Source organism: Rossellomorea sp. GCM10028870, from assembly GCF_042666755.1.
GTDB lineage: Bacteria > Bacillota > Bacilli > Bacillales > Bacillaceae_B > Rossellomorea.
In genome coordinates this window covers 1829375-1851668 of the sequence record NZ_JBHTGN010000001.1, presented here as the reverse complement: position 1 = coordinate 1851668, position 22294 = coordinate 1829375, and the positions used below count along the sequence as shown (strand labels likewise).

Here is a 22294-nt window from a genome sequence, read left to right as displayed (position 1 = left end):
TCTCCTTTAGCTGGCCAGGGATATGCACCTGGGCATTCTTTACAATTTAAATAGATAAGGGGACTAACCGTTAAGGTGTAGTCCCACTTTTCACGAACAAAGTTTTTTTAAAATTTCAGGATGGCAAATCCATACCCTTCGAGTGCCACTTCGATGGACACTGCTTCAGCGGCAAAATCTTCTCCACTCCACAGATTCGTGATTTTCTTTCCTCTTAATTCGAAAGGAAGAGAGAAGGTGGTCGATTCTTCACTGCAGTTTAATAGAACAAATATTGTTTCCTCTCCGTTTGATTTGGTGAAGGAAAGGCAATGTTCATGAAGGTCACCTGGTAAAAACGTCAGATTTCCTTCGTTACTTAACAGTGGATATTCCTTACGAAGAGAGATATGTTTTTGTATATGCCCGAAGAGCTCTTCATTATGTTGATCTTGTTCCCATGGGAAGCACTTTCGGCAGCCAGGATCCTGGTCACCGGTCAAGCCGATTTCATCTCCATAATAGATACAAGGTGTGCCTGTAAAGGTGAGCATGAAAGTGTAGATTTGTTTAGCTCGCCGGATATCATCGCCACACTCTGTTAATGCACGCGGTGTATCATGACTTCCAACAAGGTTGAAATTCACTTCGTTTACGTTCTTAGGATACATATGAACAACCGAAGTCATGTTTTCAACAAATTGAGAAGCAGAGATTGTTTGGTGAGCGAACAGATTCAATAGGTTTGTCGTGAAAGGGTAGTTCATGACAGCATCGAATTGATCTCCCCGTAACCAAGGCATTGAATCGTGCCAAATTTCTCCTAAGATATATAGATCCGGTTTTAACCCCTTCACTTCTTTTCGGAATTCACGCCAGAACTGATGATCAACTTCATTAGCAACATCCAGGCGCCATCCATCGATATCAAATTCCTTTATCCAGTATCGGCCAATTTCTAATAGATAATTGCGAACCTCTTCATTTTCAGTATTTAACTTCGGCATGGAAGGTTCGAATGCAAAGGTATCATAATTAGGCGGATTACTTTCTATATCCAAGGGAAATTCGTTTACATGAAACCATTCTTTATAAGGAGAGTCCTCACCGTTTTCAAGTACATCCTGGAACTGGTCAAAATAGAAGCCGCTATGATTAAAGACAGCATCCAGCATGACTTTAATATCATTCTCATGACAGACTTTTATTAATTCCTTCAATGTTTCTTTCGTCCCAAACTGTGGGTCGATTTCGAAATAATCAATCGTGTCGTATTTATGATTGGAATGCGCTTTAAAGATTGGGGTAAAGTAGATTCCAGAGATCCCAAGCTCTTTTAGATAAGGAATGTTCTGGATCACACCTTCTAAATCCCCTCCGAAGAAATTGGTTGGAGTGGGCTCTGTGCTATTCCAAGCCAGTGTTCCTTCAGGATCATTCTCAGTATTCCCATTTGCGAATCGCTCAGGGAAGATTTGATACCATACTGTATCCTTCACCCAAGCTGGTGCTTGAAAAACATCGATGGTATTCAAGAACGGGAAGCAGAAGTAATCCCCGATATCAGTAGAAGGGGCCACATTAAATCCTTTTTCTCCATAAAAGACTTCTTCCGTTTCGTCATGCAGAAGGAAACCATAACGAAGACGTCTGAAAGGAGGTGAGATGGGAGCGAACCAATAGTCAAACAGGTGATCAGTTCCGGTTAAAATCATCTCCTTACGATCAAATTGCCATTTTCCGTCTTCCCATTGATAAGGATCTCCGTGCAGGAGTGTGACGTTTTCTACATCATTCTTCTTCGTACGAATCCGTATGTGTAATTCATCCTTTGTGCAAGCGTATGCATAATTATCTTTCGGTCTATGATAGATGGCTTCCAGTAGCATCGTATATCCTCCTCTTTTTCATTCCATTTAAAGAGTATTCTAAACCAACAATGTTGTCAATAATAGGTCTATAATCTAGTAAAGCGTTTTCTTTCCTCTCGGGCTAACATAAAAAATTTTCAAAAAAGTATTGTCAAAGTAGATTTAGTTTGTATAATAAGAAGTAGGTTGTGCAATCGTTTTCACAAAGAATGTAAGCGATATCTTTAGAGATTAAGTCATAGTATGTGCAAGCGTTTGTTCAGTCTAACGGAAAGCTCAATATTTTTTACCATACTTAGGAGGGGTCGAGATGAAGAAAGCGTTATCATTATTGATGGTAATCATGCTTGTACTAGGGGCGTTGGCTGCTTGTGGTCCTAATCGTGAAGAAGGGTCAGGAAACAACGACAGCGGAGAGAAAAAAGCTGACGATGCAAACAAACCTGAAAAACTGGTTGTCTGGGAAGATCAAGAGAAAACTGGATGGCTGGATGAAGTAGGTGCTAAGTTCGAAGAAGAAACTGGCATCAAAGTTGAAGTGAAAGAAGTCGAAATGGCTACTAAGATGAAAGAACAATTACGTTTAGACGGTCCTGCTGGAACTGGTCCAGACGTTTTAACATTACCACATGACCAAATCGGTGAGCTTGCTCTTGCCGGTCATATCGCTGCTTTAGAAGTTGAAGGAGACGTTGAAGAGCGTTTCACTGAGTCTTCCATGACAGCGGAGAGCTATGATGGAAAACTTTATGGTCTTCCAAAGTCTTCTGAAACTCCAGTATTCGTTTATAACAAAGAATTAATGGAAGAAGCTCCAAAAACAATGGATGAAGTATACACGTTCTCTAAAGACTTCACTAAAGAAGGGAACTACGGTTTCTTAGCTCTTTGGGATAACTTCTATTTCGCTCATGCACCGATCGGTGGATTCGGCGGATATGTATTTGCTGAAAAGGATGGAGCATTAGATGCGAAAGATCTTGGTTTAAACAATGAAGGTGCTGTAGAAGGTACTGAATATATTCAAAAATGGTACTCAGAAGGGTTATTCCCTAAAGGTATCGTTGGTGAAAATGGTGGATCTGCAATGGACGGTCTGTTTGGCGAAGGGAAAGTTGCTTCTGTCATGAATGGTCCATGGTCTTTCCAAGGTTATAAAGATGCAGGAATCGATATCGGTATTTCAGCTATGCCTAAGCTTCCAAACGGAGAGCCAATGAAAACGTTCATGGGTGTTAAAGGCTGGCACGTATCAGGATACTCTGAAAATAAAGAGTGGGCTCAAAAATTCATCGAATTCATTACTCAAGATGAGTATGCAAAATTACGTTTTGAACAAACTCAAGAAGTTCCAACAAACCAAGGGTTGATCGACGACCCTGCGATTGCAGAAAATCCAGGAGCTAAAGCAGTTGCTGAGCAATCTCAATATGCGGTTCCAATGCCAAACATCCCTGAAATGGGAGAAGTTTGGGGACCAATGGCTGACTCACTTCAAACCGTTGTGACAGGCAAACAAGAACCTAAAGCGGCTCTTGATGCAGCTGTAAAGCAAATTCAAGAAAACATAGATGCAAATCATTCAAACTAATGAATAAATATAGCGGTACCTTCTCAACCTGAGAGGTACTGCTATCCTTTTAAAGACCTATTCAAGGGCTTTTTAAGGAAATAACCACTTCTTTTCTTAAAAAGCTCTTGAAGCTTATCAAAATTGTGAACGTAGAAAGGGGAATATAGGATGGAGCAAAAATCCTATCAAACAAAACATAGAAAAACAGCACTGGCCCTTTCCCTAATCCCTGGATTAGGTCAGATGTATCATAGACAGTTTCTAAAAGGCGGATTCTTCCTGATCATGACAGCCGCTTTTATCCTTGTCTTTAGAGATTTGATCGGCTACGGATTATGGGGGATTACAACGCTTGGGACAGACATCTCATACGGAGATCATTCCATTTTCTTAATGGTATACGGCATCCTTGCAATCATCGTATTAATCTTCGGAATCGGATTCTACTTATTTAATCTTCGGGACGCATATAAAAACGGAGAAAAGAGAGACAGAGGAGAGAAGCTAAGTACGATTCGGGAACAGTACAGAAATTTAGTGGACAATGGCTTTCCATATCTCATTATGTCTCCTGGATTTTTATTACTCGTATTCGTAGTCATCTTCCCGATTATCTTTGTTATCTTACTGGCGTTTACAAACTATGATTTGTATCACTCACCACCGGCTAAATTAGTCGACTGGGTAGGAATTCAAAACTTTGTTGATATTTTCAAGATTGATATTTGGAGAGAAACATTCATTACCGTATTAGCTTGGACACTTGTTTGGACATTTGGTGCCACAACGCTTCAAGTTGCCTTGGGTGTATTCCTTGCCATCCTGGTCAATCAAAAGGATTTAAAAGGAAAAGCAATCATTCGTACCGTGTTCATCTTACCTTGGGCCATCCCGGCTTTCGTTTCCATACTGGTCTTCGCTGGTATGTTCAATGAATCTTTCGGAACGATTAACCGAGACATCTTAGGATTCTTTGGCATTGAAGGTTTACCATGGATGACTGAACCGATGTATACACGAATTGCCCTGATTGGTATTCAAGCCTGGTTAGGCTTCCCATTCATCTTTGCAATGACAACGGGAGTTCTTCAATCGATTCCTGATGAGCTTTATGAAGCAGCAACGGTTGACGGGGCATCAGCCTTCCAGAAGTTCAAGAACATAACTCTGCCGCTTGTGCTTTTTGCAACAGCACCAATCATCATTACGCAATACACATTTAACTTTAATAACTTTAACGTTATTTACTTATTCAATGGCGGAGGACCTGCCCTGACAGGACAAAATGCAGGTGGAACTGACATTCTGATTTCCTGGATCTACAGTTTGACTATGACATCCGCGCAGTATTCGAAAGCCGCTGCCATCACATTATTATTATCCATCATCGTTATTACAGTAGCGATCTGGCAGTTCAAGAGAACGAAATCATTCCAAGAAGAGGATATGATGTAATATGAATATGAAAAGACAGAAACTCATACGCTTAACATTTTCGTACCTGGCCATCGGAATAATGTTTGCCATCATTCTATACCCGGTTGCATGGATCATCGGTTCTTCCTTTAACCCAGGTCAAAGTTTATCCGGTTCATCCATTATTCCTAAGAATGCAACACTGGCACATTATAAGGAACTATTCGATCTGGAGCAAAGTAATTATATGCTTTGGTACTGGAACTCATTAAAAGTAAGTTTATCAACAATGGCACTTACTGTTTTACTGGTAAGTTTAACGGCTTACTCATTCTCACGTTACCGTTTCGCCGGACGTAAGAATGGATTAATGACATTCCTTATCCTACAAATGATTCCTAACTTTGCTGCATTGATTGCGATTTTCGTTTTAGCACTATTAACAGATCTATTGGATACTCATATTGGATTGATTCTTGTATACGTTGGTGGACAGATCCCAATGAATACATGGTTAATGAAAGGGTATCTGGATACGATTCCGAAAGAGCTTGATGAGTCAGCGAAAATGGACGGAGCGGGACATTTGCGTATCTTCTTCCAAATCGTCATGCCCCTTGCGAAACCGATCATTGCGGTAGTTGCACTGTTTTCATTCATTGCACCATTCGCGGACTTTATCATTGCAAGTATCTTGTTGCGTTCAGAAACAATGTATACATTACCGGTTGCCCTTTATGATATGGTAGCAAAACAATTTGGAGCAGAATTTACAACATTCGCTGCTGGATCTGTTTTAATTGCCGTACCAATTGCTCTATTATTCCTGTTCTTCCAGAAATACTTCGTTTCAGGATTGACGGCAGGGGGTACAAAAGGATAATCTTATAGGCGTTACTAACAGTTTTAGGAGGAGCGGAGATGAAAAGAAGAGTATTATCTCTCATTTTAGTCCCGTTTCTTCTTTTTTACGCCCTTCCGGTAGGTGCAGTTGAAAAAGAAGAACGAAGATGGCAGGATGAGACCATTTATTTTCTAATGGTCGATCGCTTTAATAACGGGGATACGAGCAATGATGTACAAGTGGATACGAAGGACCCTAAAGCCTATCAGGGCGGGGATTTTCAAGGTGTGATCGATAAGCTGGATTATATTAAGGATATGGGATTCACCGCCATATGGCTGACTCCGGTCTTTGATAATCAACCGCTGGGTTATCATGGGTATTGGATTACAGATTTCTATAAGACAGAAGAACATTTCGGATCAATGGAAACGTTCAAAAAGCTGGTGGATGAAGCCCATAAGCGCGATATGAAAGTGATGTTGGACTTTGTTGTAAACCATGTCGGAGCCGAACACCCTTGGGTGAATGACCCTGAGAAAGCGGACTGGTTTCACGAAAATCAGCCGATGAACTTTGATAATGAAGAAAGCGTTCAAAATGCGTGGTTATATGATCTTCCCGATTTAAATACAGAAAATCCCGAAGTGAAAAACTACTTATTTGACGCCGCGAAATGGTGGATCGAAGAAACGGATATTGACGGCTATCGATTGGATACTGTTCGTCACGTACCCAAGGAATTCTGGACTGAATTCAGCGATGAGGTTAAGTCAGTCAAGGAAGATTTCTATCTTCTTGGTGAAGTGTTCGATCGTGATCCCCAGAAGATAGCGAAATACAATGATGTAGGCATTGATGGATTCGTTAACTTTCCTCAAGCAGAAGAAATGCGTTCTGTATTCCAAAAACCGGATACTTCGATGGATCGCTTATTTAACTTTTGGAAATACAACGAAACGTACTATGACGATCCCTATTTAATGGGAACTTTTATCGATAACCATGATATGGAACGTTTTACGAGACTGCTCGTTCAAGAGAAGATCTTCCCGGGTACCAGATGGAAGCTCGCTCTAACGTATATGTACACAACTCCCGGAGTTCCAATCGTTTATTATGGTTCGGAAATCGCTGTCGATGGTGGAAATGACCCGGATAATCGCCGCTTTATGAATTTCAGGGCAGATGAAGAATTAATCGATTATATCACTCAATTAGGAAAGATCCGTCAAGATTATCCTGCCCTGACCAGAGGGACCATTGACCCCATCTATGAAAAAGACGGGATGGGAATATTTAAGCGTGCTTACGGTGACCAAACACTCATAATCGCGATTAACAACACTAGTGAATCTAAAAAAGTTCAATTGAGTGAAGAAGAATTAGCGGAAAATAGTGAGCTGAAAGGGTTACTAACCGCAGACCTGGTTCGTAGTGATAAAGATGGAAATTATACAGTCGTACTTGATCGTGAAGAAGCAGAGGTTTATTCCCTTAAACAGAAGAGTGGATTGAACTATCCTTATCTATTAGCACTCGGCACGGTGTATGTCCTTTTCTTACTCTTTATTTATCTTGTATGGAAGCGTGGAAGAAAGAAAAAGCAGTCATAATTTCATCGAGGGCTCTTTCTATGAGCCCTGTTTTTTCACATTTTTAAGAATAATAAAATGGAAGCGTTTTAATTCTCTAATAAAATAGAATAAAGCAGCCCTCGACACGTAAGAGGGTAAGCTTTTTAAAGAGGGGGGTGGAATGAATGGCGGTCACCATAAAGGATGTTGCAAAGCTTGCAAACGTAGCTCCATCTACGGTTTCACGTGTTATTGCAAATAATCCAAGAATCAGCGAGAAAACAAAGCAAAAAGTAAGAGAAGCGATGGAGCAATTAGGATATCATCCTAACTTCATTGCAAGGAGCTTGGCGAATCAATCAACTCAAGTATTGGGTCTTGTATTACCGGGTTCAGCTAGTACTTTTTCACAAAACCCATTCTTTCCAACAGTTTTAAGAGGACTAAGTGAAGGGGCACAGGAAAAACAATACGCACTTCAAATGTCCACAGGTCAATCTGAAGAAGAAATTTACGAAGGTGTCGTCCAAATGGTTCAAGGGGGAAGAGTAGACGGTATCATCCTTCTATACTCGAAAGTTGAAGATAAGGTGATGAACTACTTAAAGGATCGCGACTTTCCCTTTGTTGTTGTAGGTAAGCCTTACAAGTATTGTGAAGAAATCACCCATGTAGACAATGATAATTACAGAGCAACGAAGGAAGTGACCGATTATCTCCTGAAGCTGGGTCATGAATGTATCGGGTTTATCGGGGGGGACCTCAATCTTGTTGTAACCGTTGAGCGTCTATTAGGTTATGAGAAGGCTTTGCGGGATGCTGGAATTGAAATGAAGGACGAGTATATCATTCATGAAGAATTTCTCCGTGAAGGAGGGCGTGAAGCCATTAATGAGCTGATGCAATTAAACGATCCTCCAACGGCTCTGGTAGTGGCCGATGACTTAATGGCATTAGGCGTACTGAACACACTGGATGAAATGGGCATCCGTGTGCCTGAAGATATCTCCATTGTCAGCTTCAACAATGTACTGCTGGCCGAAATGTCCCGTCCACCGCTTACATCAGTGGATATCAATATATTTAATCTTGGTAACGAAGCGGCTAAAAGTCTTATTCAAAAGATTGAAAACCCGAAAGAGCCGATCAAGAGAATCATCGTTCCACATCAGCTCGTTACAAGATACTCTTGCAGTGAGCGAAAAGTGAAATCATAATAAAAAGCGACTGAAACGTTGGAATCTCCACTTAATGGGGAATCATATGTTTCAGTCGCTTTCATTTTATCCGTTAATAACCGTCCCGCCATTAATATGAATCATCTGTCCTGATACGTAACTTGAATCTTCGCTTGCTAAGTATACGTATGCAGGTCCTAATTCATAAGGCTGTCCAGCACGTCCGAGTGGAGTATTCGCTCCAAATTGGGATACCTTTTGAGAGCTGAAGGTGGACGGAATCAGCGGAGTCCAAATCGGGCCAGGTGCCACGCCGTTTACCCTGATTCCATCAGATGCAATGTTTTCTGCAAGGGATCTCGTGAAACTTACAATGGCACCCTTTGTAGAAGAGTAATCAATCAAATCCTTATTCCCTTTATAAGCTGTGATGGAAGCCGTGTTAATGATGGAAGCCCCCTTTTTTAGATGAGGCAATGCTGCTCTTGTTAAGTAGAACATAGAGAACACATTCGTTTTAAAGGTACGCTCCAACTGCTCGTCACTTATATCCGTCAGTCCTTGTTGAGGATGCTGTTCAGCTGCATTATTCACAAGGATATCAAGCTTCCCGAACTCTGAAATCGTTTTGTTCACGATGTCTTTACAAAATGTCGAGCTTCCGATATCACCTGACAGCAGGATACATCTTACGCCTTCAGCTTCCACTAATTCCTTCGTTTTATTCGCATCTTCATGTTCATCTAAATACGAAATGGCAACATGGGCGCCTTCCCTGGCAAAATACCAGGCGACCGATCGTCCGATCCCGCTGTCTCCTCCGGTAATGAGAGCGACCTTCCCGTCTAACTTCCCACTGCCTTTATAATTTTGATCCGTATGAATCGGTTGGGGGTTCATCTCATCCACAGTACCCGGCTGATGATCCTGATGCTGTGGGGGAAACGTTTGCTTCTGGTTTTGTTGTTGTGACAATGAAAACACTCCTTTGATGATTTGGGTTATCTTAGGATAGTGTTTACCCGGAAAAAATAATTATTAACATGTTTCTTTTGGGAGGTTAATCAAATTTATCGGTCGATTTGACGTGTGCTGCAGTTATGTGGATTTGGGACGAAGGCATTTGATATGTGATTGAGCCGTGATTGAAGGAAATTCAGTCAATTTTTAGCGGAATCCGGCCGCTTTCCCGGAAAATCCAGCCGTTTTTGAAGAGAATCCGGCCGAAATCGGAAAAAATCCAGCCGGAATCGGAAAAAATCCGGCCATTTCCACAAAAAATCCAGCCGTTTAACAGAAATACATCATAAAAGTGCATACTCATACAAAAAACAGGCCCTCCAAGAGAAGCCTGCCTACAATTATTTCTTTTCCATTAACCCGGCACCCTTATACCCAATCATATTCAACAACCCTTTTGGAGAAGAAAAGGGAGGGGCATAGCATGTTTCAAGTTCCTGGAGATCGGTAATGGTCAGGCCTCCATAAATGGCAGTAGCAAGAACGTCGATTTGCTTGTCTATCCCTTCGCCGCCCACAACATTTCCTCCAAAGATCTTTCCGGTGTCAGGACAAAAATGGACTCTCACATACACATCATGAGCACCGGGGTAGTAGCCTGCATGTGACTTTCCTTTATGCACGGATGTTTTATACGAATAGCCCTTTTCATTTAATTCTTTCTCGCCTAATCCTGTGGAGGCAATGGAAAGGTCGAATACCTTCGCAATAGCAGTACCAAGCATGCCCTTGAAAGGTACAGGGTTTCCTGATAGGTGTCTTGCGATAATGTAAGCTTGTCGATGGGCAGGCCATGCAAGGGGAACCTGCTTAGGGGACCCGTCAATAAAATCGATGGACTCTACCACATCCCCGACTGCATAAATGGAAGGGTCGTCTGTTTGCATAAACTCATTACTGACGACACCACCTGACTCTCCTGTAGATAAACCGGCTTCTTTAGCAAGAAGGTTATTAGGCTTTACGCCTACCGAAAGAAGAATGAAGTCAGACTGAAACGTCTCTCCGCTATCCAGTTTCAGGGTACACTCCGGCAGTACCTCTTTCAGTCCATCCTTCGTGTACAAATTCACACCTTGATCTGTGATATGCTCTTGCAGTTTGATGGCGGTTTCTTCATCGATTACACTGATCACATGTTCCGATCTTTCAACCAGGTTGACTTTCATCCCTAAATGAGTGAAGTTCTCGGACATTTCAACTCCTATGTAACCCCCGCCGATAATGGTACAGACTTTTGGCTTTGAGGTTTCAACGAATTGTTTGATCCTGTCCATGTCTTCAACGGTTCTGAGATGGAAAGCCGGGATTTTATCAAGTCCCGGTATGTCAGGGATAAAGGGGGAAGCCCCTGTTGCGATCACGAGGTAATCATATGCTTCTTCGTAATCCTGGTTTTTGTCATGATCCCTCACCAGTAAAGATTTTTTATCCCGATCAATTTTCATCGCCTCATGATGCATGCGGACATCGATGTTTTTTTTCGTATGTAATTTTTCAGGGGTGGCTGCAAAAAGACTTTCTCGGTCTTTAATGACGTCACCCAGGTAATAAGGCATTCCACATGCCCCGTATGAAAGATAGGATGTCTTTTCAAGGAGAATGATCTCTATTTCACTATCCAGTTTTCTAATTTGTGATGCAGTGGTGGCACCGCCGCCGACCGCCCCTATGATGATGACTTTTTTCTTCATGTTTTTCCTCCTAAATGAAAGAAGTCTAATGGATATATTGTACCCATTAGACTTCTTTGAAAAACCGGATTAACGGAAGTTTACGTACTGCACATCAATAGAAAGGTCTGCTTCACGGATCGCAGCGATGATTTTTTGAAGATCATCCTTACTTTTTCCAGTGACGCGTACTTGATCATCCTGAACCTGACTCTTCACCTTTACGCCGGAGTTCTTGATAATGGTGTTGATTTTTTTCGCATTTTCTTTATCGATTCCTTGAACGAGTTTCGCACGCTGACGAACGGTCCCGCCTGAAGCCCCTTCAAGCTTGCTGTAGTCAAGATTCTTAACAGGAACATTACGCTTGATGAGTTTGCTGAGAAGAACATCCTTCAACTGATTCATTTTGAATTCATCATCAGAAACGAGGACGATTTCCTCTCCATCTAATTTAATATCACTCTTACTTCCTTTAAAGTCATAACGTGTTTGAACTTCCTTCAACGCAATTTGAATCGCATTACTCACTTCAGACATATCCACTTTCGATACGATATCAAATGAACTTTCCTTCGCCATATGTAACCCCTCCATAGTATTATCTCTTTTCATTATAGACAAGCTTTGAAGGTGCATACAACTTCTACGAAACGAATGGGAGAGTTTTTTTAAAAATATCGACCATTGACCAATAATCAGACATTTATTGCTGATCATTTCTTATTTTCCAGTCTACTCTACAAAAAAAGCACTAGCTCAATTAAGAACTAGCACTTTCTCCTATCAAAGCGCAGGACTGCCCGCGGCAATCCCTTACAAATGATCCGTTTTCTTAGAATACTGATTCTTCCCGGCTTTACGGTTCACTTCTTTGATTTTATTCTTCTCCTGGCGCAGGGCGTTGTTATCCTTGGCCTTTTTTTCGTTATCAGATGTATGTGGCATAGTCATTCTCCCTTCGAGTATCATCTTCTCTCATAGTATGAGGAAGAGGAAGGGAGTTTATGAGTGTTCGTTTAAGAAAAATATGGCTAGGGTGCCTGTGCCTGTATGAGAACCTATGGCACATCCAATAATACTGATATATACATCTTTTGGTGAAAATTTTTCTTGAATGAGCTTTTTCATTTCAAGGGCAAGCTCTTCGTCGTCACCATGACTGATGGCGATGACCTGGTTTGAGAGATCTTCACCGCGTTCTTCCATTAAGTCAAGAATTCGTTTAAGAAGTTTCTTCTTTCCACGCAATTTTTCAATCGGGACGAGCTTTCCGTCTTCAACATGTAGAAGAGGCTTAATGTTTAACAGTCCCCCAAGAAAAGCTGATGCCTTTGAAACTCTTCCGCCTTTGGCAAGGTATTCAAGATCTTCTACGGTAAATAGGTGTTCCATATGCTCTGAATGGAATCGGGAGGCTTTGATAATCTCTTCTTTACTTCTTCCCTCCTGAAGAAGTAAAGCGGCTTTCATTACGACCAAGCCGTAGCCAAGGGAAGCGCATTTTGAATCGATGATGGTCAAATCAAGAGAAGGGTGCTCTTCTTTCACCTGATCACGAATCATGACAGCGGTTTGATACGTCCCTGACAATTGTGAGGAAAAGGCAATGTAAACACCGGGTTGATTGGCTTCTGCAAGCTCTGTGAACTTCTTCAGGAAAAGATCAGGTGATACTTGCGACGTTTTAGGCATATGTCCTTCTCTGATTTTATTGAATACGGTTTTCGGCTCGATGGTGACCAAGTCTTCATAATCTTGACCATCAATATGTACTTTCAGTGGCAAAAGCTCTATGTTGTGTTGGTTGAAATATGAAGCAGGAAGGTCGCTTGCACTATCAGCAAATAATTTTACTGTCATCCTAATCATCCTTTGACTATTCTATATAGCTTTAGTCTAGCTATTTTTCATGAAAATGACAATCTATAGAGCATGAATTCAAGGTAAAAAGTATCATTGTTCTCTTAAAGGGTGAATATCAGGGGGAGTTTAGTTAAGATGAATTGTGGAACATAGAAAATAACAACTAGATGTGGGAGGTCTGTCAATGTCGAGAAATCATGTTCAGTTAGAAGCGAAGAAGTTTTTCGTAGTGTTAGTAGGGGCAGTGCTGGGGGCCATTGCCATGAATTTTTTCCTGATACCGGCAAATGTTTATGCAAGTGGTTTTACAGGATTGGCTCAGTTATTATCAAGTGTGTTAAAAGAATTTGCGCCATTCAATATTTCAACAGGTATTTTATTATTTATCTTAAATATTCCTGTAACGATTCTGGGGTGGCTTAAGGTTGGCCGTTCCTTTACCGTATATAGCTTCATTTCTGTATTTCTGACGTCCTTATTCCTGGAAGTGATCCCTGTAATTAAATTATCGCCCGATATCCTGCTAAACGCCGTCTTTGGAGGGGTCATTGCCGCGGTGGGAGTTGGAATCACGTTGAAATGGGGTGCATCCACTGGAGGTATGGACATTATCGCCATGATTCTTTCCAGAATGAAAGATAAGCCCGTAGGAACCTATTTCTTTCTTATGAATGCGGTTATTATAACTTCTGCAGGATTTCTTTATGGATGGGAGAAAGCGTTATACACGTTGGTCACGTTGTATGCTTCAACGCGTGTCATTGATGCCATCCATACACGACATGAGAAATTGACAGCGATGATTGTGACAAAGAAATCCAATGAATTAAGAGAAGCCATCCATTCGAAGCTTGTCAGGGGAATTACGACCCTGCCTGCAAAAGGGGCATTTTCCGGTGAAGACAAGGAAATGCTGATAATCGTCATTTCACGCTATGAACTGTATGAGCTTGAACATACCATTAAAGATGTAGATCCTAATGCATTTACCAATATCGTGCAAACGACAGGGATATTCGGTTTCTTTAGAAAAGATTAGATTCTTTAAAATAACAAATACTACAGGTGAACCTAGATAGAAAGGGGTATCACCTTGAAGGCAGTTGTTTATATACTTATAAGTTCTTTCATGCTCTTTTGTTTCCCTTCTACCATGAAAGCTGAGAAGGTACCGCTGATCTTTACTGTAACAGCTGTTCCGGGAGAAGAAGGAGCTCAGATCCAGCTCCTTCTTTATAATAATAGTGAAGGGGATAAGAACATCACCTTTAACACGAGTCAAATATTTGACTTTACAATCAAAAATAATGCGGGAAAAGTGGTCTATCAGTACAGCCGGGGTAAATCATTCCTTCAAGCGCTTCAAACCATTTCTTTGAAGAAGGGTGAAACGAAGATCTGGAAAGAAATTTGGGATTACAAGCAGGAAGGAAAACGTGTCCCAGAAGGGAAATATACGATTGTAGCATGGCTGATGGGGGAGGATATAAGTGGTTTTGATCATCCCCTGCGGGCTGAGTATTCATTCAAAGTTCCTGAAGAAAACCCATCTTTCAGGGGAGTGAAGGTACGAGAGGTGAAAGGGCGGTTTACCATCCAGGGACAAGCGCGGGTGTCTGATGGGAGTTTTTATTACTATGTGGAGGATGGACATAGAGTACTTCTTAAAGAAACCTTATTCAAGGTTAATAAAGAAGCGCCTAACTGGACCGAATTTACCATCATACTCCCCCAGATGACAGGGGGTAAAGACAAGTTCTTCTTAAGTCTTTATGAACGGGATAATGAAGATGGGAAGATTCTTCACCGATATGTCGTATCCCTTCCATAAGAAAACAGGGTTTGCCCGTAAAGGGCAAACCCTGTTTTTATCTTTATGACAGGCGGTTTAACTCATCTTGAAGAGCGTGAAGCTGCTTTTGTTCTTCGACATTTGAGTTAGCGTAAGCAGATGACAACGCGTTTTTCGCTTTATCAATGGACATTTGAGCGTTTTCTCCCGTACTGCATGCTTGTTGGGCAGAATGAACCGCGTTACGGGCCTGTTGGAATAATGGATTACTCATTATTCCATTCCCCCTGGCCCTTCGCCATGTGAAGCAAGCTTTTTAGCTTCTGCTTCAGCATACGTCAGATGGTACGGAATACGTTCATCATGTTTTGTTACTGCGATTTTACCTTGTTGTACAAATCGTTTCGATTTATTTCTACCCATCACTACCACCCCTTTTTCAAGTTGGAACGCATGATGCGCTCCTATTTAGTATGGCTAAAGTGGTGGTGGATTAGATTAAGAAGATATACCCACAGTTTCCAAATACGTTCTGGGTTAAAGATTAAAACGTTTTTGCAGGTAGCGTCCGATCCCGTCGTCTTCATTCGAAAATGTCACTTCATTTGCAATATCTTTAAGGGGATCAATGGCATTCCCCATGGCAACTCCAGTGCCTGCATATTCAAGCATTTCAAGATCGTTATCTTCATCTCCGAATGCAATAATGCGTTCTTGCGGAATATTTAAAGATAAAGCAACTCGTTCAATTCCAACAGCTTTATTCAATCCTGATTTAACGATTTCGATGATGTGCCACGGTGCAGCCCAACGGCGATGGTCAATCAATTCTGCATGAACATCATCTAAATGTGCACGTATCTCTGGTACATCTTCTTCTTCAGCGTGAATGAGCATGGAAGTGGGATGATCAGATAGTACACTGCGGATATCCCCTGTTGAAATGGAGGGATTGCCCATCATGAATACGTCTATAATCTTTTCATCATGATAATGCAGATACACATCATCCATCACTTCGGCAACAATGTTACGGAATTTAAAATCGTCACATGCATTAATAATTTGTTTGGCCACCTTTAAATCCATCGGCTCATGAAACATCCCCCATGAATCATCAGTGGGATGATGCACAAATGCGCCGTTGAAGTTTACGATGGGAGTTGTCAGCTTTAATTGTTGATAATACAATTCACTGGCACGATAAGGTCTGCCTGTTGCAATCATAACTTCATGCCCTTTATGGCGTGCTTTTTTTAGTATTTCGCGGGTTTTTGTTGAAATCTTCTTCTCATCTGTTAAAAGTGTTCCGTCTAAATCCAGAACGATCAAGTGTTTTTCTTGTGAACTCATGAATACAAATCCCCAATCTAATTGGTATTAAGGCAATTCTAGTGTAGCGTTAGACAATGAAAGTTGTCCACTGCCGCTTCAACTAATTTAATAAATGTTTACAAACACTTTCGATTTAAATATTATACATACTACCAAATCTAGGATATCATAGTAAAGTGAAATGCAGTCAGGAAGGAGAGAATACACATGATTTTAGTTGATAAATCGACCATTCAAACCATTCCATTTCTTCATCTTGTGAAGGAAGAGGATGTAGATAAGCCAATACCCGTTTGCTTTTTCATTCACGGATTTACGAGTGCGAAAGAGCATAATTTACATTATGCCTATTATTTGGCTGAAAAGGGATTCAGAGTCATCCTTCCCGATTGTTTAGAGCACGGAGAACGATCTACTGGCAAATCAGAGCATCAATTAGGAGAAGTCTTCTGGAAGATCGTCTTACATACGATTCATGAATTATCGACTCTTAAAGGGCATTTCGAAGAAAAAGGATTGCTCGTACCAAATGGAATCGGGGTTGCAGGGACCTCTATGGGTGGGATTGTCACACTTGGAGCGTTAACTCAATATGAGTGGATTTCATCTGCTGTCTCGTTAATGGGAAATCCTACATATGTGAAATTTGCTCAAGCCCAGTTAGCTCAAGTCGAATCGTTAGGTTATGAATTGCCATTCAGTGAAGAAGAAATAGGAAATATGTTAAATGAACTCGCTCACTACGACTTAAGTCTTCAGCCTGAGAAACTTGGGGGCAGACCTCTTATGTTCTGGCACGGAAAACGGGACAAGGTTGTACCGTTTAACCTTACACAAGAGTTCTACCAGAGCATCCTGCCTTATTATGAATCACAGGAAGACAACCTGTTATTTATTGAAGACGATAAAGCAGATCATAAAGTATCAAGAGAAGGCGTGTTAAAGCTGGTAGAGTGGTTTGAGAAGCATTTATCAGCCTAACCTTTTGTTTTATGCACGTTAATTTGTTAAGATGAGTAGTGAAAATAGATAAGCATCAAGCATGGATAGAGGAAGGAGAGTTAGCATGGATCAGGATCTTAAAGATAATTTGATGGGTGCACTTGAACAGGTTGTTGACCCTGAATTAGGAATAGACATTGTTAATTTAGGTCTGGTATATGACGTGGATCTAGATGAAGAAGGTAAAGCAACGGTCACTATGACCCTTACGTCAATGGGCTGCCCACTCGCTGGTACCATTGTCGATCAAGTGAAAACAGCTCTAAGTGACATTCCGGAAGTAAAAGAAACAGAAGTAGACATCGTCTGGAATCCACCATGGAGCAAAGACAACATGTCCCGCTATGCGAAAATTGCATTGGGAATCAGATAATACCGATATGTAAAAAATCCCCCTGAGGCAAGGGTTGCTTCAGGGGGATTTTTTGTTGAAACGTTTAATCAATCCGACAAATCGAAACCGGACAATTCTCACAATCGATTTCATCTTTAAGGTAGTTCAAATCAAGAATCGTGATATATCCTTTTTCCGACACAAGGACGTTTTCTTTCTTTAATTCACTCAGCAGCCGATTCACGACTTCTCTGGAGGAACCACAGAAATTGGCGAGTTCCTGGTTGGTTAACGGAAAATCAATTAGAATGCCCTTTTCAACTGTTTTTCCGTAACTGTTGGACATACGGATCAGCGTTGAGTAAAGTGCACCTTTTTTCCCGTGAAGAATAAGATCGCGAAACTTCGTTTGGTTTTGTTGATTCTGAATTTGGATCCATTTTAGCCATTGGATGGTCAAGTTACTGTTATTGGATAGTTTTTCTTCGAAGACCTCTTTTGGTAATGCATAAATCTCCGTATTCTCAAGCATTTTTGCACTGAGCATGTAGTATGCATCTTTACTGAATAACGTTAATTCACCAATCACATCATGACTTGAACAGATCCGTAAAGACAATTCCCGTCCGTCAGGAATCACTTTGCTGATTTGGACACGACCGCTTTTAATCAAATATAACTCGTGAGCAGGCCTTCCCTCTTGAAACAGGAAGGATCCTTTTTTGAAATTTTTCACCGTTTTTTTCTCGAAAAATAGTTGCTTAATCTCGGAAGGAACTTCTAGATTTTCACTCATGAGATCACATCATTTCCATCATAATGTCTTATACTCAAAGCTTACCAAAGGAAACAGACAGATAGAAGGGAATTAAGCGAAAATTAATACAGCAGCTCCGACAACGGCACAATAAACGGCAAAATATTTCAAGTTTCCTTTAGCCATAATATTCATGAACCACTTTAATGAGAAGTATGAAGCAATAAGTGATGCAATGAACGCAACTAAGTATGGAATGGCCATTGAAGCAAGATTCGGATCCTCTATAAGATCACTTATTCCGAATACCATAACCCCTACACTTACTGGAATATAGAGGAGGAAAGAGAAACGCAATGCCGTTTCAGCCTTCATTCCACTAGCCATTGCAGCTACGATGGTTGCACCGGAACGACTGATTCCAGGAATAAGGGCCACAGCCTGAGCAAGACCTATGATGATGGCGTCTTTGACATTTAAGTCACCGTCATTTTTTCTTCCTCGAAGGTTACGGATTAACCATAAGGCAATACCTGTAATAATAAGTGTAATTCCTACTGTGATAACAGATGTTAAATGTTCCTCAATTACGTCTCCGAATAATACACCAATCACCCCGGCTGGGATCGTACCAATCAATAAGTAAACAATGAAATGAAAATCACGTTTCGTTTCAGGTGTTTTATGTTTGAAATAGCCTAAGCCATTCACGATCAGACGCATGATATCTTCACGGTAAATAATGAGTACAGCCACTAATGAAGCTGTATTAACCAGGATTTCAAATGTCAAGGTGGCATCCTTTATACCAAGGAAATGCTGGGCTAACAATAAGTGCCCGCTGGATGAAATAGGGATTGGTTCAGTAAACCCTTGAAAAATCCCTAAAAACAAGTATTTCATAATCAGATAAAAATCCATTGTGTATCCTCCAAGCTTTTTTTCTCCACAGTTTTTAATTTAACACCATAAAGGGAAAGACTGTAAAGCCTTTTTCCAAATGTTAACCGAACCGTAACTTGTTTATCATATAAAGCATTCTGATATCCTTCATCTGGCATGCATGAATGTTCGGCCTTGTAGAAAAATAGTAAGGAAGCATCGCTTCGAAAAGGAGGGGTAAGAATGGGACAGTCACGACAATTTAAAGCTGGAGAAAAAGCACCTAATAATGGAGAGTATATAGAAATTGGTGAAACTGGAAGCATGGTGAAAAATCCGCAAAAACTACGGTTGAAAGCGGGAGACCGATTTCCTGAAAACTCCAACCATAATCGTCTTTGGACGTATATGAGAAAACCTTAACCCCATAAGGAACAAGGATGTCGTGGCGACTGTTCACTATTTAGCATGAATGGTGACGTCTATCGGAGGCACTCCTTGTTCCTTTTTCTTTTCCTTTTTTCATCGAAAGGGATATAATAGATGTAAAGGTCAATAAAGGTCAAAATCCGAGGTGAAGCACGATGAAATTTGATAATATGACTCACAGCATTCAAGAAGGATTGGTTTCTGCAGGAGAGGCAGCTAAAGAAAAATTACATACAGATATCACCCTGCTTCATTTGTGGAAATCTCTCCTTGGTTCAGAAAACAGTTTTCTTCGAACGATATATGCCCGTGGAGGGGTAAAAGTAGATGGCCTAAGAGAATGGATTGATGACAGATTAAACGATATCCCTGCTGTGGAGGGAGAAGGGCTGCAGTATGGACAGTTTTTCGCAAGAGATATTCATCAGCTTATGCAAGATAGTGAGGCCTTAAAGACTAAATGGGAAGATGACTATGTATCGGTCGAACATCTTGCCCTTGGGTTATTCATCCAAAGGAACCACCCGATTACGACATACTTAACCAAACATCATCTGACAGAAAAAGAATTAAAGGAGATTATTGAAACGATCAGAGGAGGGAGCAAGGTGAACACACAGAACCCTGAAGTAAAATATGAAGCGTTGAAAAAGTATGGGAGGGATCTTGTTGCCGATGTAAAGTCGGGGAGGATAGATCCAGTCATAGGCAGGGACAGTGAAATCCGCCATGTGATACGTATCCTTTCCCGTAAGACGAAAAATAATCCTGTTCTTATAGGGGAGCCTGGAGTCGGGAAGACTGCGATCGTTGAAGGACTCGCACAGCGGATTGTCAGAAAAGATGTCCCGGAGGGCTTGAAGGATAAAACCATCTTCGAATTGGATATGAGCTCTTTGGTTGCTGGTGCCAAGTTCAGGGGAGAGTTTGAAGAACGGCTAAAGGCAGTATTGCAGGAAGTGAAAAAGAGTGAGGGTCGCATTCTTCTGTTTATCGATGAACTTCATACGATTGTCGGCGCAGGGAAGACGGAAGGAGCAATGGATGCGGGTAATATCTTGAAGCCGATGCTTGCGAGGGGAGAGCTGCATTGTATAGGTGCGACGACTCTCAATGAATACCGTAAGTACATCGAAAAGGATCCCGCTTTGGAAAGGCGATTTCAACAAGTTCTCGTTCAGGAGCCCAATGTAGAAGATACGATATCAATTTTAAGAGGCTTGAAGGAACGTTTTGAAATTCATCATGGAGTCAATATTCATGACCGGGCCATTGTGGCAGCTTCTAAACTTTCTGACCGCTACATTTCTGACCGATTCCTGCCGGACAAAGCCATTGATTTAATCGACGAGGCATGTGCGATGATCCGTACCGAAATTGACTCTATGCCGTCAGAATTGGATGAAGTCACACGTAAAGTGATGCAGCTTGAAATTGAAGAAGCAGCTCTAAATAAGGAAAAGGATCCGGCAAGCCTTGAACGACTCGATAGAATCCGTGAAGATTTAAGTAATCTGAAGGAAAAAGCGACCGCGATGAAGTTAAAATGGGAGCAAGAGAAAGAGAGCATTGGGATTGTTCAGGAGAAGCGGGAAGAACTGGAGAAGCTCAGGCGCATGCTGGAAGAAGCAGAAAGTGATTATGATCTCAACAAAGCTGCAGAGCTTCGTCATGGCAGGATTCCTGCAATGGAAAAAGAGCTTGATACAGTTGAGCAAGAGATGATGAAAGAGCAGGATGGACGCCTGCTGCGAGAAGAAGTAACGGAGGAAGAAGTAGCCAATATTGTATCGAGATGGACAGGGATACCAGTCACTAAACTTGTAGAAGGTGAACGAGAGAAGCTGTTGAAGCTTGATCGTATTCTGCATGAACGGGTGATCGGGCAGGATGAGGCTGTTCAATTGGTGAGTGACGCCGTTATACGTGCGAGAGCAGGGATTAAAGATCCGAATCGTCCGATTGGTTCATTCATTTTCTTAGGTCCTACGGGAGTAGGGAAGACAGAGCTTGCGAAGACACTTGCTCATACGTTGTTTGATAGTGAGGAACAGATGATCCGAATTGATATGTCTGAATATATGGAGAAGCATGCCGTTTCACGTTTGATCGGTGCACCTCCGGGATATGTAGGATATGAAGAAGGCGGTCAGCTGACAGAAGCAATTAGACGAAAACCCTATTCGGTCATTCTTCTTGATGAAATTGAAAAAGCTCATCCAGAAGTATTCAATATTCTTCTGCAAATGCTCGATGATGGGAGGATAACCGATTCTCAAGGAAGGACGGTTGATTGTAAGAACACGGTGATCATTATGACTTCTAACATCGGATCTTCTCATCTCCTCGAACGAAATAAGGGGGAAGAGGAAATGGATATAGAAACGAAGAACCTGGTCATGAGTCAGCTTCGTTCCTCTTTCAGACCGGAGTTCCTTAACAGGGTCGACGACATTATTCTCTTTAAACCATTGAGCATTGAGAATATAAAAGGGATCATCGATAAGCTGGTGGAAGATTTACAAAAACGAGTGGAAGAACAGCATATTTCACTGTCATTGACTGAGAGTGCAAAAGAATTTATAGCACAGTCGGCTTATGATCCGGTTTATGGTGCGCGCCCTCTGAAAAGGTATTTGCAGAGAGAAGTCGAAACCAAACTGGCAAGAGAATTGATTGCTGGAAATATTAAAACGAATGATACCATCACCATTGAGGCAGGGGAAAATGGCTTATTGATCAGTTAGGACCAAATAAAAAAAGCAG

General features: G+C 41.3%; 22 protein-coding genes. 11 read left to right on the top strand and 11 right to left on the bottom strand.

What is annotated here, in order from left to right:
* Positions 1-107: 107 nt before the first annotated feature.
* Positions 108-1868 (bottom strand): alpha-glycosidase, encoded by a 1761-nt coding sequence (locus ACFQWC_RS09535; protein ID WP_377106990.1) that lies wholly within the window; start codon positions 1866-1868, stop codon positions 108-110.
* A 292-nt stretch (positions 1869-2160) separates the two neighbouring features.
* On the opposite strand from ACFQWC_RS09535, the gene ACFQWC_RS09530 reads away from it, so the two are divergent.
* From ACFQWC_RS09530 to ACFQWC_RS09510, 5 genes are all read left to right on the top strand, one after another.
* On the top strand, positions 2161-3441 hold the full coding sequence (locus ACFQWC_RS09530) for an extracellular solute-binding protein (protein ID WP_299740193.1): 1281 nt from the start codon (positions 2161-2163) through the stop codon (positions 3439-3441).
* Positions 3442-3591: 150 nt separating this feature from the next.
* Positions 3592-4878, top strand: a complete 1287-nt coding sequence (locus tag ACFQWC_RS09525) for a carbohydrate ABC transporter permease (RefSeq protein ID WP_299740195.1) — start codon at positions 3592-3594, stop codon at positions 4876-4878.
* Between the two features lies 1 nt (position 4879).
* Positions 4880-5722: a sugar ABC transporter permease gene (locus ACFQWC_RS09520; RefSeq protein WP_299740196.1), complete on the top strand. Its 843-nt coding sequence runs from the start codon at positions 4880-4882 to the stop codon at positions 5720-5722.
* A gap of 38 nt (positions 5723-5760) precedes the next feature.
* Complete coding sequence (locus ACFQWC_RS09515; protein ID WP_299740198.1) at positions 5761-7299, top strand: alpha-amylase family glycosyl hydrolase; 1539 nt, start codon at positions 5761-5763, stop codon at positions 7297-7299.
* Between the two features lie 146 nt (positions 7300-7445).
* Entirely contained in the window at positions 7446-8477 is a 1032-nt protein-coding gene (locus ACFQWC_RS09510) for a LacI family DNA-binding transcriptional regulator (protein ID WP_299740200.1), read from the top strand.
* A gap of 66 nt (positions 8478-8543) precedes the next feature.
* On the opposite strand, the gene ACFQWC_RS09505 is transcribed toward ACFQWC_RS09510, so the two are convergent.
* The 5 genes from ACFQWC_RS09505 to ACFQWC_RS09485 form a co-directional block, all read right to left on the bottom strand.
* Positions 8544-9413, bottom strand: a complete 870-nt coding sequence (locus ACFQWC_RS09505; RefSeq protein WP_299740202.1) for an SDR family oxidoreductase — start codon at positions 9411-9413, stop codon at positions 8544-8546.
* Positions 9414-9799: 386 nt separating this feature from the next.
* Positions 9800-11152, bottom strand: a complete 1353-nt coding sequence (locus ACFQWC_RS09500) for a CoA-disulfide reductase (RefSeq protein ID WP_299740204.1) — start codon at positions 11150-11152, stop codon at positions 9800-9802.
* Positions 11153-11221: 69 nt separating this feature from the next.
* Entirely contained in the window at positions 11222-11713 is a 492-nt protein-coding gene (locus tag ACFQWC_RS09495; protein ID WP_044337711.1) for a YajQ family cyclic di-GMP-binding protein, read from the bottom strand.
* A gap of 234 nt (positions 11714-11947) precedes the next feature.
* A complete protein-coding gene (locus ACFQWC_RS09490) occupies positions 11948-12079 on the bottom strand; it encodes a DUF3941 domain-containing protein (protein ID WP_098353057.1) in 132 nt (43 codons plus the stop codon).
* 57 nt (positions 12080-12136) lie between these two features.
* Positions 12137-12994, bottom strand: a complete 858-nt coding sequence (locus tag ACFQWC_RS09485) for a DegV family protein (RefSeq protein ID WP_299740210.1) — start codon at positions 12992-12994, stop codon at positions 12137-12139.
* A gap of 187 nt (positions 12995-13181) precedes the next feature.
* Between ACFQWC_RS09485 and ACFQWC_RS09480 the strand changes: the two genes are divergently transcribed.
* Positions 13182-14036 carry a YitT family protein gene (locus tag ACFQWC_RS09480; protein ID WP_299740212.1) on the top strand — a complete coding sequence of 285 codons (855 nt, stop codon included), beginning with the start codon at positions 13182-13184 and terminating at the stop codon, positions 14034-14036.
* A 54-nt stretch (positions 14037-14090) separates the two neighbouring features.
* Complete coding sequence (locus ACFQWC_RS09475; protein WP_299740214.1) at positions 14091-14828, top strand: BsuPI-related putative proteinase inhibitor; 738 nt, start codon at positions 14091-14093, stop codon at positions 14826-14828.
* 43 nt (positions 14829-14871) lie between these two features.
* On the opposite strand, the gene ACFQWC_RS09470 is transcribed toward ACFQWC_RS09475, so the two are convergent.
* The 3 genes from ACFQWC_RS09470 to ACFQWC_RS09460 form a co-directional block, all read right to left on the bottom strand.
* Positions 14872-15063: a DUF3813 domain-containing protein gene (locus ACFQWC_RS09470; protein WP_044337708.1), complete on the bottom strand. Its 192-nt coding sequence runs from the start codon at positions 15061-15063 to the stop codon at positions 14872-14874.
* On the bottom strand, positions 15063-15212 hold the full coding sequence (locus ACFQWC_RS09465) for a hypothetical protein (protein WP_181778135.1): 150 nt from the start codon (positions 15210-15212) through the stop codon (positions 15063-15065). The genes ACFQWC_RS09470 and ACFQWC_RS09465 overlap by 1 nt, the downstream gene beginning before the upstream one ends.
* 114 nt (positions 15213-15326) lie before the next feature.
* Positions 15327-16142: a Cof-type HAD-IIB family hydrolase gene (locus ACFQWC_RS09460; RefSeq protein WP_377106983.1), complete on the bottom strand. Its 816-nt coding sequence runs from the start codon at positions 16140-16142 to the stop codon at positions 15327-15329.
* Between the two features lie 189 nt (positions 16143-16331).
* Between ACFQWC_RS09460 and ACFQWC_RS09455 the strand changes: the two genes are divergently transcribed.
* Both ACFQWC_RS09455 and ACFQWC_RS09450 read left to right on the top strand, forming a co-directional pair.
* A complete protein-coding gene (locus ACFQWC_RS09455) occupies positions 16332-17105 on the top strand; it encodes a prolyl oligopeptidase family serine peptidase (protein ID WP_299740221.1) in 774 nt (257 codons plus the stop codon).
* A gap of 85 nt (positions 17106-17190) precedes the next feature.
* Positions 17191-17499 (top strand): metal-sulfur cluster assembly factor, encoded by a 309-nt coding sequence (locus ACFQWC_RS09450; protein ID WP_044337705.1) that lies wholly within the window; start codon positions 17191-17193, stop codon positions 17497-17499.
* Between the two features lie 64 nt (positions 17500-17563).
* On the opposite strand, the gene ACFQWC_RS09445 is transcribed toward ACFQWC_RS09450, so the two are convergent.
* Both ACFQWC_RS09445 and ACFQWC_RS09440 read right to left on the bottom strand, forming a co-directional pair.
* A complete protein-coding gene (locus tag ACFQWC_RS09445; RefSeq protein WP_299740223.1) occupies positions 17564-18256 on the bottom strand; it encodes a Crp/Fnr family transcriptional regulator in 693 nt (230 codons plus the stop codon).
* Between the two features lie 72 nt (positions 18257-18328).
* Positions 18329-19138 (bottom strand): undecaprenyl-diphosphate phosphatase, encoded by an 810-nt coding sequence (locus tag ACFQWC_RS09440; protein WP_299740225.1) that lies wholly within the window; start codon positions 19136-19138, stop codon positions 18329-18331.
* A 204-nt stretch (positions 19139-19342) separates the two neighbouring features.
* On the opposite strand from ACFQWC_RS09440, the gene ACFQWC_RS09435 reads away from it, so the two are divergent.
* Complete coding sequence (locus ACFQWC_RS09435; RefSeq protein ID WP_044337703.1) at positions 19343-19522, top strand: YjzC family protein; 180 nt, start codon at positions 19343-19345, stop codon at positions 19520-19522.
* A 161-nt stretch (positions 19523-19683) separates the two neighbouring features.
* The gene (gene clpB, locus ACFQWC_RS09430; protein WP_299740228.1) at positions 19684-22275 is read left to right on the top strand and encodes an ATP-dependent chaperone ClpB; all 2592 of its coding nucleotides are present in this window, start codon (positions 19684-19686) and stop codon (positions 22273-22275) included.
* Positions 22276-22294 lie beyond the last annotated feature (19 nt).